Genomic DNA, 16,172 nt, shown 5'->3' with positions numbered 1-16,172 from the left:
TGGCTCCCGCGCCCCGACCTCGGTATGGCGACGTTCGCGAATCCCCCTCTGTCGCCGCCATCCCGCTACTACCGGAATGGCTTCTTTCTTCTTTTTTGCTATCTACTAAACCCGGTGTCACCCTCTACTGCAACAAAAGTTTTCCGCCTGTGGATAACTTCGCGAGACATGCTTATTTTGCCTGTTCAAGTGGCTGTGGATAACGCGCGAGCGAGGACCAGAAAGGGGCCGCGCGATCGACAGCGCGGATGGGGCTGCACGAACCACGGCGCGAAAGGGACCGCGAGCGAGAGCGTGGATGAGGCTGCGCGAGCGAGAGCGTGAAAGGGGCCGCTCGAACCACAGCACGAAGTGGGGCCACACAAACCTCGGCTCGAAAGGGCTGCGCGAGCGGGAACGCGAAAGGGGCCGCTCGAACCACAGCACGAAGTGGGGCCACACAAACCTCGGCTCGAAAGGGCTGCGCGAGCGGGAACGCGAAAGAGGCCACGCGGACCACAACGCGAAGGGGGCCGCAGCGGCTTCGCCGCTGCGGCCCCCTTTCTCTTCGTCTCACATCAGCCGGTGTTGCGCAGGCCCGCTGCGATGCCGTTCACGGTGATGAGCAGGGCCCGCTTGAGCTGCGGGTCGCCGTCGCCGTCCGCGCCGCCCTCGGAGCGGTAGCGCTTGAGCAGCGAGATCTGGAGGTGGTGCAGCGGCGCCAGGTAGCGGTCGCGGACTTCGAGGGTCCGAGCCAACTGCGGGTTCGCGTCCAACAGGCGCTCGCCGCCGGTCAGGGTCAGGATCTCGCTGACGGTCTTCTCGTGCTCGGCCTGAATCAGGTCGAAGATCGGGCGCAGCTCCGCCGGGGCCAGAGTGGAGACGTACTGGCCCGCGATCGACAGGTCGGTCTTCGCCAGGGTCATCTCCACATTGGAGACGAAGTTGCGGAAGAAGTGCCACTTCTCGTACATCTCGGCGATCTCCTCGCCCAGCCCCGCCGCGCGGGCCGCGGCAAAGCCCGAGCCGACGCCGTACCAGCCGGGGACGATCTGGCGCGACTGCGTCCAGCCGAAGACCCACGGGATCGCCCGCAGCCCTTCGAGTCCCGCGTCCGTGTTCGGCCGCTTCGACGGGCGCGAGCCGATGTTCAACGCGCCCAGCAGCTCCGTGGGGCTCACCGCCCAGAAGTACTCGGCCAGGCCCGACTGACCGGTCAGCTCCCGGTAGGCGGCCTTGGAGGCGTCCGAGGTCTGGTCCATGACCTCGTACCAGCGCTTGAGGACCTCGGGCTGGTGCCGCGGCTCGGTGTGCAGCAGCGTCGCCTTCAGCGACGCGGCCACCGTCAGCTCCAGGTTCTCGCGCGCCAGCGCCGGCAGCGTGTACTTGTCCGACAGGACCTCGCCCTGCTCGGTGATCTTGATGGCGCCGTCGAGCGTGCCCGAGGGCTGGGCCAGGATCGCCTCGTGGGTGGGGCCGCCGCCGCGGCCGATGGTGCCGCCGCGGCCGTGGAACAGGCGCAGGCGCACCCCGTGTTTGGCGGCGATGTCGCGCAGTTGGCGCTGGGCGCTCTGGATGTTCCACTGGCTGGCGGTGATCCCGGCGTCCTTGTTGGAGTCGGAGTAGCCGAGCATGACCTCCTGGACGTCGCCGCGGGCGGCGACGATCGCGCGGTAGGCGGGCAGGCTCAGGAGCCGGTCGAGGAGGGCGTCGGCGCCGGCGAGCTCCTCGACCTCTTCGAGGAGGGGCACGAAGCCGATGTCGGCGCGGCCGCGCGCGACGTCGATGAGGCCGGCGTCGCGGGCGAGGATCGCGGGGGCGAGGACGTCGGCGGGCTCGTGGGTCATCGAGATGATGTAGGACTCGATGATCTCCGCGCCGAACTGCTCCTGGGCGTCGAGGATCGCGTGGAAGACGTCGAAGGTCTTGCGGTTGGCGTCGGTGAGCGCGACGTTCGCGGGGGCGAGGGGGCGCTGCCCGGACAGTTCGCCCGAGAGGAGGGCGTCGCGCTCCTCGGAGGTGAGGTCGGCGTAGGGCTTGTCGAGTTCGCCGGTGGCGTCGTAGAGCTCGGCGAGGACGGCGTGGTGCGCCTCGGAGTGCTCGCGGACGTCCATGGTGGCCAGTTGGAGGCCGAAGGCGGCGACGGTGCGGATGACGCGGTCGAGGACGCCCTTGGCGGGGAGCTGGCCCCTTTGGCGGGCGAGGGAGTCGCGCATGACCTGGAGGTCGGCGAGGAGTTCGCGGCCGTCGGCGTATTCGACGCCGGGCCTGTGGGGCAGGCCCTCGGCGTGGCGGGTGCGGGTGTTGGCGAGTTTCGCCTCGATCGCGCGGGCCTTGAGCCGGTAGGGCTCTTCGGCGTGGATGCGCTGGTAGCGGGCGGGGATGTCGTCGCCGAGGCTCGCGAGGTCGGCGGTGACGGAGTCGAGGAGTTCCTGGGAGGCGGGGCGGACGGTCTGGGAGACCGAGAGCTCGTTGATGAGCCCGGCGACGGCGCCTTCGGCGGCGGCGATGCCGTGCTCGTGCTGCATGAGGAGCACCTGCTTGGTCACTTCGGGGGTGACGAAGGGGTTGCCGTCGCGGTCGCCGCCGATCCAGGTGCCGAACTTGAGGGGGGCGGTGCCGGGGCGGGGGGAGCCGCCGAGGTCGGTGAGGGTGGCGTTGAGGTCGGTGAGGACGCGCTGGGCGGCGTCGCGGTAGAGATCGGTGAGGTAGTAGATCGCGTTGCGGGCCTCGTCGGTGGGCTCGGGCTTCTCGACACGCAGTTCGTCGGTCTGCCAGAGCAGGTCGATGATCTCGGCGAGGCGGGAGTTGACGGCGTCGACGTCGGCGGAGCCGAGGACGGCGCGCTCGGCGGTCTCGGCGTCGAGGAGGTCGGCGATGTTGCGCAGCTTGATGAGGATGGAGCGGCGGGCGGCCTCGGTGGGGTGGGCGGTGAAGACCGGGCGCACTTCGAGGCGGTCGGCGGCGGCGGCGATCTGGTCGGCGGGGATGTCCTCGGCGGTGATGTCGGCGCGGGCCTGGGAGAGCCAGCCGCCGTTCTCGGCGCGGGAGCGTCGCATGTCGCGGGCGCGGTGGACCTGCTCGGTGATGTTGGCGAGGTGGAAGTAGGTGGCGAAGGCGCGGGCGAGGTCGACTTCCTCGTTGACGTCGAGGCGGGCGAGGCGGGAGGCGACCGCTTCGGGCTGGTGGCGGACGAGGCCGCGGACCTCTTCGACGAGTTCGAGCAGCTGGGGGCCCTCTTGGCGTACGAGTGCCTGGCCGAGGAGGTTGCCGAGCCTTCGGATGTCGCGGCGGAGCTGCTTGTCGTCGGTTCCGCTGGAGGAGTCGAAGTAGTCCATGGAGGTCTCCACTGGTGGTCGGGCCTGGGCAAATTTACGGCTCCACAAGTGTTCGCCGTGGGCCCCGGGGGCCGCTCGCGCCGACGTCCTTGTCCGCGGTCAGTCACTGCACTCATGCTGTTGGGCACTCTCGGCGCGCGCTGGCGCGGCCGTGAGCAGGTGCTCGACGGCCGACTCGCGAGTCCGTGGTGAGCGTTCCCAGCGCTTGCTCGCGTAGCCGTCGAAGAGCGTCTTCGATGGCCACTCGCGTGGTCGTCGATGAGCACCTTCGGCGACCGCTTGCATGGCCGTCAATGAGCAGAGTCAGCGTAACTTACCGGTAATGGGTGCGCCACTTTCTCTGTCCGCCATGCGGGACAATCGCCGCTCGTTGCGCCCGCCTCGGGTGAGCCGCGTGACGGACCCGTGGCATACCCTGGTGCGACCGATACCGATGACGCCCCGATGGTTCCACCGCGAAGGGATCCCGACCGCCGATGTCTGACTGGGTACTGCCCGACGAGATCCTCGCCGAGGCGCCGAGCCACACCCCGCTGCCGCATGAGCTGGCGGACCTGGAGCTGCTGCTCTACGGGGCGTACGCGCCGCTGCGCGGGTTCATGAGCGAGTCCGAGGCCCGGTCGGTGACGCGGACCGGGACGCTGCCGGACGGCACCGCGTGGCCGGTGCCGGTGACGCTGGACGTGCCGATCGAGATCGCCCAGCGCCTGGACAACCCCGACCCGAAGCGGCGTGTGCTTCGCATCACCGACCCGGAGGGGGCGCCGGTCGCGGCGGTCGAGTGCCACAGCCTGGACGCGCTGGGCCCCGACATGGTGCGCGTGTCCGGTCCGGTGCGGCGCATCGCCGACGCGGCGCACGGCGTGTTCATAGGGCTGAGAGCCACCCCCGAGCAGGCGAAGTCGACGTACACGAAGCCGCGGGTGCTGGCCCTGGTGGCCGAGCGGCCGCTGCACCGCCCGCAGTTGGCGCAGCTCGCGCGCGCGGCGCGGAACCTCGCGGCGCACGTGCTGGTGATGATCCCGACCGGGGACGAGACGAACGGCGACCGGGACCTGCGGCTGCCGACCGCGGCGCTGGTGCGCTCGGTGCTGGCCGCGAAGGACCGGCTGCCGACCGCGACCGTGCTGACGGTGCCGCTGTCCAAGCGCGGGGACCGGCTGCGGGACGGGCTGCTGACGGCGAAGGTCGCGGCCGCTTACGGGGCCACGCACCTCATGACCGGCTCCGACGGGCTCGGCGGCGGCGACGGCGTGCGTTCGATGGTGCCGCGCGAACTGGCCTACGACACGCGCGACGGGCAGTGGCGGCCCATCGAGGACATCGAGCCGCCGTTCCGGCGGACGGCGCTCACCGACGCCGAGATCGCCGACATGCTCGACCGCGGCTTCGGGTTGCCCGAATGGCACACGCCGCCGAGCGTGGCCGCGGAGCTGCGCAAGGCGCGCCCGCCACGGCGCCAGCGCGGCCTGGTCGTGTTCTTCACGGGCCTTTCGGGTTCGGGGAAGTCGACGATCTCGCGCGGAGTGTACGAGGCGCTGCTGGAGGACGGGACGCGCACGGTGTCGCTGTTCGACGGCGACGTGGTGCGCCGGTTGCTGTCGCGGGGGTTGGGGTTCTCGCGGTCGGACCGGTCGGTGAACGTGCGCCGGATCGGGTTCGTCGCGGCCGAGGTCGCCCGGCACGGGGGCATCGGCATGGCCGCCCCGATCGCGCCGTATGAGGCGGATCGGGCCGAGGCGCGGCGCATGGCCGAGGCCGCCGGCGGGGACTTCGTGCTGGTGCACGTCTCGACGCCGCTCGAAGTGTGCGAGGCGCGGGACCGCAAGGGGCTGTACGCGAAGGCCCGGTCGGGTCAGATCCCGGAGTTCACGGGCATCTCGGACCCGTACGAGGCGCCGCCTTCCGCGGAGCTGGAGATCGACACGAGTTCGATCACCGTCGGCGAAGGGGTCGAGCAGGTGCTGGAGTATCTCTCCGAAGGCGGCTGGCTGGAGCCCATCGGGCTGCGGTTGGCGTAAGCGCGCGAGGCGGGTTGGCACTCCCTGCGATCGGGTGGGTCAGCACGAGGCGGGTTGGCGCATGCTCCGATCGGGTGCGTAGGCGCGAGGCGGGTTGGTGCCGCCCTCTCCGGTCGGGTGTGCCGGCGCGGAGGCCGCCGATCGCTGCGGCCGGATGCGTCGGCGCGAGGCGGGTCGCCGCGCCCTAAGGTCGCTTGTGTCGGTGCGGAAGTCGCCGCGCTCTGCGGTCCGGTGTGTCGGCGCGAGGCGGATTGCCGCATTCTCCGATCGGGTGCGTAGGCGCGAGTCGGATCGGCGCGCTCTCTGGTCGGGTGTGTCGGCACGGAAGTCGCCGCGCTCTGCGGTCCGGTGTGTCGGCGCGAGGCGGATCGCCGCACGCTCCGATCGGGTACGTAGGCGCGAGGCGGGTTGGCGTTCCCTGCGATCGGGCGGGTCGGCACGGGAATCACCGCGCCCTGCGGTCGGGTGTGTCGGCGCGAGGCGGATCGCCGCACGCTCCGAACGGGTACATAGGCGCGAGGCTGGTCTCCGCGCCTTGCGGTTGGTTGTGTCGGTCCGGAAGTCGCCGCACCCTGCGGTCGGGTGTGTCGGCGCGGAGGGCCCCCCGATTCAAGAGTGCCGCGGGGGTACGACATGGGTAGCGCGGGCAGCGCGGGCAGCGCGGGCAGCGCGGGCAGCGCGGGCAGCGCGGGCAGCGCGGGCAGCGCGGGCAGCGCGGGCAGCGCGGGCAGCGGGGATGGTACTTACACGACATGAACTCGCGGGAGGGGTCCGGCGGCCCTTGGCCTCCGGACCCCTCCTTGAGTTCGCTGATCGGTTGGTTCGCTCCTCGGTCTACAGCAGCGTGGACCAGTAGTCCCAGAAGCCGGTGCCCACCACCGTGAGCACCGTGAGGTACAGCAGGGTCAGGCCGATCCAGTGGTAGCGCAGCAGGTCGTCCACCGCGTCGCGCCAGTCCGCGCCCACCGGGATCGCGCCGGTGCGCAGGTTCCGCACCGTCGTGAACCAGAAGATCGGCAGCACCACCGTCCACACCGCCATGCACCACGGGCACAGCACGCCGATCTTGTACACCGACTGGAAGATCAGCCAGGACACGAACGCCAGGCCCGCGAGCGCGCCGAGGTTGAACCCCAGCGCGATCCAGCGCGGCAGCGAGACGCGCGCAAGCAGCAGCACGCCCGTGAACACCACCAGCGGGAAGCTCGCGAGGCCGATGATCGGGTTCGGGAACCCGAACACCGAGGCCTGCCAGGTGCTCATGACGGTGCCGCACGACAGCACCGGGTTGAAGTCGCAGGAGATGACGTGGTCGGGGTCGATGAGCGAGGCGATGCGCTCGTACGTGAGGTCGAACGCCGCCGCCAGGCCCACGAGCCCGCCCAGCAGCAGGACCAGCCCGGTGACGGTGCGCCCCCGGGCCTCCCGCGCGTTCTCCCCGAACGCCTCGTCCATGTGCGCTCCTCGCACCGCGGTGGTGGTTGCCGTCGAAGTCATGATCACGCAAGGGTAACGACCGCGGTGCGGTCGAGGATGCGGACCAAAGTCCCCTATGTGCCGGTTCAGACGCGCAGCGAGGTGCCGCCGTCGACCACGAGGGTCTGACCGGTGACGTACGACGCCGAAGGCGCGCAGAAGAACACGGCCGCCGCCGCGACCTCTTCGGGGCTGCCGGGGCGGCCCATCGGGCCGTCGAGGCCCTTCTGGAGTTCGGGGACGGTCGAGGAGCCGGTGCGGATGAGGCCCGGCGCGATCGCGTTGACGGTGACGCCGTCGGCCACGACCTCGGTCGCGAGGGCCTTGGTCAGGCCCGTGACGCCGGCCTTCGCCGCGGCGTAGGCGGCCTCGGCCGGGACGGCGTTGACGACTCCGGCGGTGGCCGCGACGTTGACGATCCGGCCCCAGCCGCGCTCGGCCATCGACTGGACGAACGCGCGCGAGACCAGGAACGCGGTGTCGAGATTGCGGGCCAGCTCCGACTGCCAGTCCGCATAGGACAGTTGCGCGACCGGTTTGACCACGGCCGGATCGGACTTCGAGGTGAGTCCCGCGTTGTTGACGAGGATGTCGACCTCGCCGACCGAGTCGACCACCGCGTCGGCCAGGCCGCCCACCTCGGCCTCGTCGGCTAGATCGGCGACGAAGCCGATCGCGTCGATCTCCCCGGCGCGCTCGTGGATCCGCTTGGTCGTGGAGACGATCGCGACCGTCGCACCCGCGAGGCGCAGGCGCGTCGCGATCGCGTACCCGATCCCGTCCGGCGCGCCCGCGCCGGTCACCAGGGCGATCTTCCCGGCGAGCGAGTCGAGCTCCTGGAGGCGGCCCCGCTGCGGGGCCGTCAGCGGCGCCTGACCGGTCGAGGGCAGGTCGATGACCTCGGCGAGGCCCTGATCGAATGACGAGTCGAATGAGTCGGTGCTCGAGCGCGGTTCATTCATGGTCGCAGTCTCTCACGACGGTCTGATCAAACACACCGCCGCCGGGCCGAACGGCCGCAAACCGCCTCATAGGGGCAACGTTCGCGCGCACGGCCGCGCGGCGAGGGCCGGTGCGTGGCACCATCGGAGGATGGAGCCCGAGACCGGCGAGGCCGCGGTCGCACTGGCGCGCACCGCGGTGGCGACCTCGTTCGACCCGCTGCCGCCGACCCCGGCCGAGCTGCTCGCCGCGGTCGCGGACCTGCCGGCGCTGGCGCGGCGCGCGGCGACCTTCGTGACGCTGGAACGGGACGGGACCCTGCGCGGCTGCATCGGGACGCTGACCGCGTTGCGGCCCTTGGGACTCGACGTGATCCGCAACGCGCGGCTGGCCGCCCGGGACCCACGGCTGCCGCCGGTGCGGGCCGAGGAGGTCCCCGCGCTGCGGGTGGAGGTGACCGTCCTGTCGCCCTCGGAGGCGCTGCCGGTGCGGGGCTTCGCGTCGCTGCTGGACCGGCTGCGGCCGGGCGAGGACGGCCTGACGTTGAAGGACGCCGCGGGCAGGCGGGCGACGTTCCTGCCGTCGGTGTGGTCGGGGCTGCCCGAACCCGAGCGGTTCGTGGCGGCGCTGCTGCGCAAGGGCGGCTGGCCGCGGGAGCTGTGGACCGGGGACCTGCGGACGGCCGCCTGGCCCGAAGGCCTGGCGGCCGAGCACTACCGCGGCGAATCCTTCAGCGGCTGAACCGCCGAACGAATGAGCCGCCGGAGGCCGCGCCGCCGTTCTCGGCGGCGGACCCGTGAGACAGGGACTCTAGAAAGACGCGAGTCGATTCACTCCGGAAGGGCGACCAGGGTGCCCTCGGCGACCTTGACCGCCGCGCCGGTCACCGCGACCGACACCGCCGCGCCGCCTTTCACGACGACCTCGCCGTGCAGCGTCGAAGGCCGCCCGATCTCCGCGCCCTGCGCGATCGTGAACTCGTGCACCCCGTCGCCCTCGACCAGGCCCGCCGACACCAGGTAGACCCCCAGGGCCAGCGCCGCCGAACCGGTCGCCGGGTCCTCCCCCACGCCGTCGTGGAACAGCCGCGCGTGGACCGCGCCGGTGTCGGGGTCGAAGCTGAACAGGTAGATCTTCTCCAGGTCGTCGTAGTGCGCGGTCGCCGCCGCCACGTCCTCGTCGGCCACGCGCACGAAGTTGTGACCGTATCCGGCGCTCGCCGCCTGCGGGCGGCCGAGGACCCGCGAGGAGTCCAGGCCGATCGCCGCGGCCGCGACGGCCGGGTCCAGGTGGTCGCCGGTGTCGATCACCGTCGAGGTGAGCTTCGCGGCGGCGCCGTCGATCGCCACGGTCATGTGGCCGGCCGCGCATTCCTGGACCACAGTGCCGGTCTCGGGTTCGACCCGGCCCGACTGCACGACCGCGAGCGCGGCCCCGATCGTGGGGTGGCCGGCGAAGGGAAGTTCCTCCGCAGGGGTGAAGATGCGCGCCCGGTAATCGGCTTCCGCAGTGGTGGGCGGGAGGACGAAGACGGTCTCGGAGAAGCCGAACTCCTGGGCGATCGCCTGCATCTGCGCGGTGTCGAGTGCCTGGCCGTCGTAGACGACGGCGAGCTGGTTGCCGGCGTACGCGCGGTCGGAGAAGACGTCGTAGATCGCGAAGGGGAGCATGACGGTAAGGCTACGCTCACATTGGCGTTCCGAATTGCCTCGTTACGATTGGGTCATGTCTGACACCGCTGCCGTCGTCGAGGCCGTGCACGAAGCGCTCTCGCACGTCAACGACCCCGAGATCCGCCGCCCCATCACCGAGCTGGGCATGGTCGATTCCGTCGAGGTCGACAGAGGCCGGCTGACCGTGACGATCCTGCTCACCATCGCCGCCTGTCCGCTGCGCGACACGCTCCAGAAGGACGTGACCGACGCCGCACTCACCGTCGAGGGGATCGACTCGGTCGACCTCACCTTCGGGGTGATGAGCGAGGAGCAGCGCGCCGATCTCCAGGTGAAGCTGCGCGGCGGGCGGCAGAGCGCCGAACCGGTGATCCCGTTCAACCTGCCCGAGTCGCGCACGCGCGTGTTCGCGATCGCCTCGGGCAAGGGCGGGGTCGGCAAGTCCTCGATGACGGTGAACCTGGCGGCCGCTCTGGCGCAGAAGGGCCTGTCGGTGGGTGTGGCCGACGCCGACATCTACGGCCACTCGATCCCGCGGATGCTGGGCGTCGAGGGTGCGCCGACGCAGGTCGAGGACATGATCATGCCGCCGCAGGCGCATGGGATGAAGGTCATCTCGATCGGGATGTTCACGCCGGGGAACACGGCGGTGGTGTGGCGCGGTCCGATGCTGCACCGGGCGCTTCAGCAGTTCCTCGCCGACGTGTACTGGGGCGAGCTGGACGTGCTGCTGCTCGACCTGCCGCCGGGGACCGGGGACATCGCGATCTCGGTGGCGCAGTTGCTGCCGACCGCCGAGCTCGTGGTCGTGACGACCCCGCAGCAGGCGGCCGCGGAGGTCGCCGAGCGCGCGGGCGCGATCGTCACGCAGACGCATCAGAAGCTCGCGGGCGTGGTCGAGAACATGTCGTGGATGGCGCTGCCGGACGGGTCGCACATCGAGCCGTTCGGTTCGGGCGGCGGCAAGACCGTCGCGGAGGCGTTGACGCGGGACGTGGGCGCGGAGGTGCCGCTGCTGGGCCAGATCCCGCTCGACCCGAAGCTGCGCGAGGGCGGGGACGCGGGGGTGCCGCTGGTGCTGTCGGACCCCGATTGCGAGGCGTCGCGGGCGATCCGGGCGATCGCGGACCAGTTGGCGGTGCGGAAGGTGTCGCTCGCCGGGAAGCAGCTGGGGCTGACGCCCGCTTAAGCGAACGTACGAATTTCGGCGGCGGTCCGCGCAAGCGGGCCGCCGCCGAAGTCGTGTGCGCTCTGGCCGAAGGTTGGTCCGGCCATGTGGCCTTGGAGGTCCGGTCCGGCGATTGCGAACGGCGCGGTGTGGGCGCTCGCGTCGCAAAGCGACCATGCCACGTGCTCTGGTTCGGGTCGGGCCTCGCCGCCGCCGGACGGGGGCCTGGCGGCGGCGAGGGGCGCGGGGCTACGTGAACGTGCAGCCGATGAAGTCGAGCGACTCGGCCTGCCCGTTCGCGATGAAGCCGAACTCGACGCTGCCGCCCATGGCGATGGTGCCGTTCCAGCCGACGTCGGAGGCGGTCACCGTTGACCCGGACTGGCTCCAGTCGGCGTTCCACAGGCTCGTGATCTGCTGCGAGCCGCTCCAGGGCCAGTCGACCGTCCACGAGCTGATGTCGGAGTTGCCGTAGTTGCGGACCACGACCTTGCCCTGGAAGCCCGAGCCCCAGTCGCCGACGATCTCGACGGTGCCCTGGCATTCGCCCTCGTCGGGGCCGAACTCGGTCGTGACGGTCACCGAGGCGCCGAAGGCGCCCCAGCCGGGCTCGGGCACGCCGGTCACGGTGTAGGTGTACTCGGTGCCCCAACTCAGGCCGGTGTCGGTGTAGGCGGTGCTGCCGCCGGGGAGGGTGGCGACGACCGTGCCGTCGCGGGCGATGCTGACCTCGTTGTCCCAGGGCTGGGCGTCCCAGGTCAGCTCCACGGTGTCCCAGTCGGCCCAGGCGGTGAGGCCGCTGACGGGGACGAGGTCGCCGACCGGGTCGGTCGGGGTGGGCGTCGGGTCGGGGTCGCCCGGGTCCTCGGCGTCGCCGGCCTGGTCGGACAGGAAGGCCGCCACCCACGCCAGCGAGGCGTTCCAGTTGATGGTGACCTCGTTGGTGGAGTAGGACTCGATGTCGTCGATGTAGCACTTGGGGCCGCTGCATCCGGTCAGGTGCTCGCGGGCGACCTCGTCCTGGAGGGCCGAGTTGGGTCCGCCCGCAAGGGTTCCGGGCGGCGGGTTCGGCAGGGTCGGGTCGGCCTGGTTGGCCCAGAACCGGTGGTGCTGGTTGCGGGCGTCCTTCTCCCCGTAACCGGTCACATAGGACTGTCCGAGGGCGTTGCGGCCCAGGATGTAGTCCATCGCCTCGGTGACGGTGTCGAGGTAGACCTCCCCCCCGGTGAAGTCGTAGGCGTAGGCGACCACGGTGGCGTTGTTGAGGACCTGGCTGTTGGAGCCCCACACGTAGTTCCAGTTCTGGGGCGCGTACGGGACCGGGTAGCCCTGGGACTGCGCGGCCTGGACGTAGGTGTCGGCCCCGGCCACGACGGCGTCGCGGAGGGTCTGGGCGCGGTCGGTGCCGATGTCGGGCCGGACCAGCGCCATCGTGAGGTCGGCCAGCGGCGCGGTCGAGGGCCACGCGAAGCCGTGGCTGGTGAAGCCCTCGCCGAACCACCACTCCGAGGCCCGGACGTCGTCGAGGAAGTCCTCCTCGCCGGTGGTGACGTACAGTTCCGCGGCGGCCCAGTAGAACTCGTCACTGGCGTCGTTGTCGCCGTAGGCGCCGCCGCCGGTGCCGTCGCTGCCGCTGGGGTAGCGGGTCGGGTTGGCCAGCGCCGCGTCGTAGGCGGTGCGAGCGGCTTCGAGCGCTTCGGCTGCGAACTGGGGGTCGAGGTCGGTCCACAGTCGGGCGGCCTGTGCGGCGGCCGCGGCGAGGTTGAGGGTGGCGGTGACGCTGGGCGGGCTCAGGCGCCGGACTTCGGGGTCCTCGTGGGGCCACATGGGCAGTGCGGTCCAGTTCATGTCGTGGACCTTGTGGTGGGCCATGCCGGCGAGCGGCCGGCCTTCGGGGACCTGCATGGCGATCATGAATTCGAGGTTCCAGCGGGCCTCGTCGAGCAGGTCGGGGATGCCGTTGTCGGCTTCGGGGATGGCGAGGGCGCCGTCGTCGAAGACCGACGGGTCGGCGCCGGGGACGTGGAGGGCGCGTTCGTAGGCGTTCTGGAGCTGCCAGACGGAGATGCCGCTGTTGACGACGTATTTGCCGTGGTCGCCGGCGTCGTACCAGCCGCCGGTGACGTCGAGGGTGTAGTCGCAGGCGTTGTTGAGGCAGCCGACGTTCCCGTCGCCTTGGTTGGGGGCGGCGTCGAGGTGTCCGGCGGGGCGGGCGTATTCCTCGCCGACGTATTGGGCTTCGATGTCGATGCCGCTGCGCTGGTGGTAGTAGAAGGCGAGCGAGTCCTCACGGAGCCGGTCCCAGGGGTCGGCGGTGATGTCGAAGGGGTGGGATTGGGCGCCGTCGATCTGGAGGCGCAGGTCGGTGCCGGGGGTGGTGTGGGCGGTGAAGTCGATGTCGTGGACGTTGTCGCCCGAGGCGGGGTCGGTGCCGGAGGCGGTGGTGGTGCCTGAGGCGAGGACGGTGCCGGTGGCGTCGACGAGTTCCCAGGGCTGGGGGCCGGTGGCGTCGGTGACGTAGGTGGCGCCCTTGGCGCCGTCGAGGGCGTAGGCGTGCTGGTTGACGCGGATGTCGGGTCCGGGTTCGGTGTGGTCGGCCAGGGCGGTCGGCAGTGCCAGGGAGCCGATCGTCAGGGCCGCGGCCGCTGCGGCGGCGATGGCGAGGTGGCGGACGGGTCTGGTGCGTGCGGGTCTGGTGTGTGCGGTTGCGGTGTGGTGCATGGCTCTGCCTCTCGGTCAAGCGCAGGGTCAGAGTTGGAACGCTCCCACATCAAAATAGACGGTCTTCGATATATTGACAAGAGGGCCCGCCCGGGGAGCGGTTGGAACTCCCCGGGCGGGCCCCGCGTCTGCGGCCCCGGCTACTGGGCGCTGTGGAGGGCGGCGTTGAGCTCGCCCCAGGTGCCCGAGCGCGGGCGCACTTCGAGCACGCCGGTCTGGGTGTTCGTCCAGAACTGGAGGTCGTCGCGGCCCGACAGGCTCGCGGCCTTGACCACGCTGCCGTCCGGGAGGGTCACCTTCGAGCCGGCCGTGACGTAGCAGCCGGCGGCCACGACGCAGTTGTCGCCCAAGGAGATCCCGATACCGGCGTTCGCGCCGAGGAGGCAGCGCGCGCCGATCGAGATGACCTCTTTGCCGCCGCCGGAGAGCGTGCCCATGATCGAGGAGCCGCCGCCGATGTCCGAGCCGTCGCCGACCACGACCCCGGCCGAGATGCGGCCCTCGACCATCGAGTTGCCCAGCGTCCCGGCGTTGAAGTTCACGAAGCCCTCGTGCATGACCGTGGTGCCCTCGGCGAGGTGCGCGCCCAATCGCACCCGCGAGGCGTCGGCGATCCGAACGCCCTTCGGGGTCACGTAGTCGGCCATCGGCGGGAACTTGTCGAGGGACTTCACCTCGAGGTACTGGCCCTCGGCGCGCAGGCGCAGGCGGGCGTCGTTGACGTCCTCGGCGGGGATCGGGCCGTGGTTGGTCCACGCGTTGTTCGGCAGGAGACCGAAGATGCCGGAGAGGTTGACCGTGTGGGGCTTGACGATCCGGTGCGAGAGCAGGTGCAGTCGCAGGTACACGTCGGCGGTGTCCACCGGCTCGTCGGCGAGGGTCTTGACGACCACCGAGACGCCCTTGGAGGTGGTGCCGGCCGGGCCGACCCGGTCGGTCTCGGGGGCGGCCGCGCCGGCCGGCGCCTCGCCGAGGCCCAGGCGGGTGAACCACACGTCGAGGACCGTGCCGTCGGGGGCGACCGTGGCCACCCCGACACCCCAGGCTGCGTCTGTCAGGAATTCACTCATGCACAGAGCCTAACCAGGGGGCGGGTATCGTCTGGCAATGTGACAGTTTTGAGTGAGGCAGTCCTCGCCGACCCGGTCGCGCTGACCCGGGCCCTGTGCGACGTCCAGTCGGTCTCCTGGAACGAGGCCGAGCTCTGCGACGAGGTCGAGGCGGCCCTGAAGCCGCTGGGGCACTTGCGGACCGAGCGGATCGGGAACACCATCGTGGCCCGCACCGAGCTGGGCCGGCAGCGGCGCGTCATGCTCGCCGGGCACCTCGACACGGTGCCGGTGAACGACAACTTCCCCACCCGCCTCGACGGCGACGTGCTGTGGGGGCTGGGGACCTCGGACATGAAGTCCGGCACCGCACTCGCACTGTGGATCGCCGCCACCGTGGCGAACCCGAAGTTCGATTTGAGCTTCGCGTTCTACGACTGCGAGGAGATCGAGGCCGAGCACAACGGGCTCAACAAGCTCGCGAAGTCGCGGCCCGAACTGCTCGCGGCCGACTTCGCGATCCTCCTGGAGCCGACCTACGGCCTGGTCGAGGCCGGATGCCAGGGGACCATGCGCGCGCGCGTGACCACCCGCGGCAGGAGGGCCCACTCGGCGCGGTCGTGGAAGGGCGAGAACGCCATCCACAGGATCGCCCCCGTGCTGGAGCGCCTGAACGCTCACGAGGCAAGGGAAGTCGAAGTCGACGGCTGCACCTACCGGGAGGGCCTGAACGCGGTGTACCTCGGCGGCGGCGTCGCCGGGAACGTCATCCCCGACGAAGCCTGGGTCCAGGTGAACTACCGCTTCGCGCCCGACCGCGACGAGGCCGCCGCCGAAGCCCACGTGCGGGAGGTGTTCGCGGGCTTCGAAGTCGAGGTCACCGACTCGGCCCCCTCGTGCCGGCCCGGCCTCGACCGGCCCGAGGCCGCCGAGTTCGTCGCCGCCGCCGGAGGCGAGTTCCGCGCCAAACTCGGCTGGACCGACGTGGCGCGCTTCGCGACCCTGGGCATCCCCGCCGTCAACTACGGGCCGGGCGACCCGAACCTCGCCCACAAGCAGGACGAACGCGTTGAAATCCCGCGCATCCGCACCTGCGCGGAGGCGCTGCGAGCCTATGTGGAGGAATCATGACGTCCAAACGCCGTGTCACCGCCGACGAGCACCTGCTCGACACCCGCCACTCCGAGGAATGGAAGCAGAAGGCCTCCTGGCGGGTCATGAAGATCCAGGCCGAGTTCGTCGAGGGCTTCGACACGCTCGAAGCGGCCGAACTGGGCGACGCCATCGGCGTGTACGGATCGGCGCGCACCCCGGTCGACTCCGAGGAGTACAAGCTCGGCGTCGAACTGGGCCGCAGACTCGGCGAGGCCGGGTTCTCGGTCATCACCGGCGGCGGCCCCGGCGCGATGGAGGCCGCCAACCGCGGCGCGGCCGACGCCCGCGTCAAATCCGTCGGCCTGGGCATCGAGCTGCCGTTCGAGCAGGGCATCAACCCGTACGTGGACATCCAGCTGGACTTCCACTACTTCTTCGTGCGCAAGGTGATGTTCCTGAAGTACTCGTGCGGGTTCTGCGCGCTGCCGGGCGGCTTCGGCACCCTCGACGAGCTGTTCGAGTCGCTCACGCTGGTCCAGACGCAGAAGGTCGGCAAGTTCCCCATCGCGCTCATCGGCACCGACTACTGGGGCGGCCTGGTCGACTGGCTGCGCAAGTCGATGCTCGGCGAGGGCAAGATCAACCCCGACGACGTGGACCTCCTCCTGGTCACCGACGACCTCGACGAAGCCGTCGAGCACATGAAGATC

The 16,172-nt window shown here is 70.9% G+C and carries 10 protein-coding genes and 1 pseudogene; 5 read left to right on the top strand and 6 right to left on the bottom strand.

Annotated features, from left to right (window positions below; translation table 11 throughout):
- Positions 1-557: 557 nt before the first annotated feature.
- Positions 558-3,317, bottom strand: a complete 2,760-nt coding sequence (gene ppc, locus IF12_RS0109645) for a phosphoenolpyruvate carboxylase (protein WP_030157403.1) — start codon at positions 3,315-3,317, stop codon at positions 558-560.
- 476 nt (positions 3,318-3,793) lie between these two features.
- Here ppc and cysC point away from each other — a divergent pair, with 476 nt between their 5' ends.
- A complete protein-coding gene (gene cysC, locus IF12_RS0109640; RefSeq protein ID WP_030157401.1) occupies positions 3,794-5,338 on the top strand; it encodes an adenylyl-sulfate kinase in 1,545 nt (514 codons plus the stop codon).
- An 834-nt stretch (positions 5,339-6,172) separates the two neighbouring features.
- On the opposite strand, the gene IF12_RS0109635 is transcribed toward cysC, so the two are convergent.
- The gene (locus IF12_RS0109635; RefSeq protein ID WP_081913469.1) at positions 6,173-6,835 is read right to left on the bottom strand and encodes a vitamin K epoxide reductase family protein; all 663 of its coding nucleotides are present in this window, start codon (positions 6,833-6,835) and stop codon (positions 6,173-6,175) included.
- Positions 6,836-6,900: 65 nt separating this feature from the next.
- Positions 6,901-7,776 (bottom strand): SDR family NAD(P)-dependent oxidoreductase, encoded by an 876-nt coding sequence (locus IF12_RS22885; RefSeq protein WP_197034669.1) that lies wholly within the window; start codon positions 7,774-7,776, stop codon positions 6,901-6,903.
- A 130-nt stretch (positions 7,777-7,906) separates the two neighbouring features.
- Between IF12_RS22885 and amrA the strand changes: the two genes are divergently transcribed.
- A complete protein-coding gene (gene amrA / locus IF12_RS23985; RefSeq protein WP_051704195.1) occupies positions 7,907-8,497 on the top strand; it encodes an AmmeMemoRadiSam system protein A in 591 nt (196 codons plus the stop codon).
- A gap of 89 nt (positions 8,498-8,586) precedes the next feature.
- Here amrA and IF12_RS0109620 read toward each other — a convergent pair whose 3' ends face one another.
- Positions 8,587-9,426, bottom strand: coding sequence for a PhzF family phenazine biosynthesis protein (locus tag IF12_RS0109620; RefSeq protein WP_030157395.1), 840 nt, complete (start codon positions 9,424-9,426; stop codon positions 8,587-8,589).
- A 55-nt stretch (positions 9,427-9,481) separates the two neighbouring features.
- On the opposite strand from IF12_RS0109620, the gene IF12_RS0109615 reads away from it, so the two are divergent.
- Positions 9,482-10,618, top strand: coding sequence for an Mrp/NBP35 family ATP-binding protein (locus IF12_RS0109615; protein WP_030157393.1), 1,137 nt, complete (start codon positions 9,482-9,484; stop codon positions 10,616-10,618).
- A gap of 228 nt (positions 10,619-10,846) precedes the next feature.
- On the opposite strand, the gene IF12_RS22875 is transcribed toward IF12_RS0109615, so the two are convergent.
- Together IF12_RS22875 and IF12_RS0109605 are read right to left on the bottom strand one after the other, a co-directional pair.
- A complete protein-coding gene (locus IF12_RS22875; protein WP_051704194.1) occupies positions 10,847-13,318 on the bottom strand; it encodes a glycoside hydrolase family 9 protein in 2,472 nt (823 codons plus the stop codon).
- Positions 13,319-13,458: 140 nt separating this feature from the next.
- Positions 13,459-14,388 (bottom strand): DapH/DapD/GlmU-related protein, encoded by a 930-nt coding sequence (locus IF12_RS0109605; protein WP_030157389.1) that lies wholly within the window; start codon positions 14,386-14,388, stop codon positions 13,459-13,461.
- A gap of 39 nt (positions 14,389-14,427) precedes the next feature.
- Here IF12_RS0109605 and dapE point away from each other — a divergent pair, with 39 nt between their 5' ends.
- Positions 14,428-15,498, top strand: a complete 1,071-nt coding sequence (dapE, locus tag IF12_RS0109600; RefSeq protein ID WP_030157387.1) for a succinyl-diaminopimelate desuccinylase — start codon at positions 14,428-14,430, stop codon at positions 15,496-15,498.
- Positions 15,482-16,157 (top strand): annotated as a pseudogene (locus tag IF12_RS0109595) (TIGR00730 family Rossman fold protein); the annotation flags it as partial. The gene dapE and the pseudogene IF12_RS0109595, both read left to right, overlap by 17 nt.
- Positions 16,158-16,172 lie beyond the last annotated feature (15 nt).

The sequence above is a fragment of the Glycomyces sp. NRRL B-16210 genome, assembly GCF_000719515.1.
GTDB lineage: Bacteria > Actinomycetota > Actinomycetes > Mycobacteriales > Micromonosporaceae > Glycomyces.
This window is presented reverse-complemented; position numbering and strand designations above follow the sequence as displayed.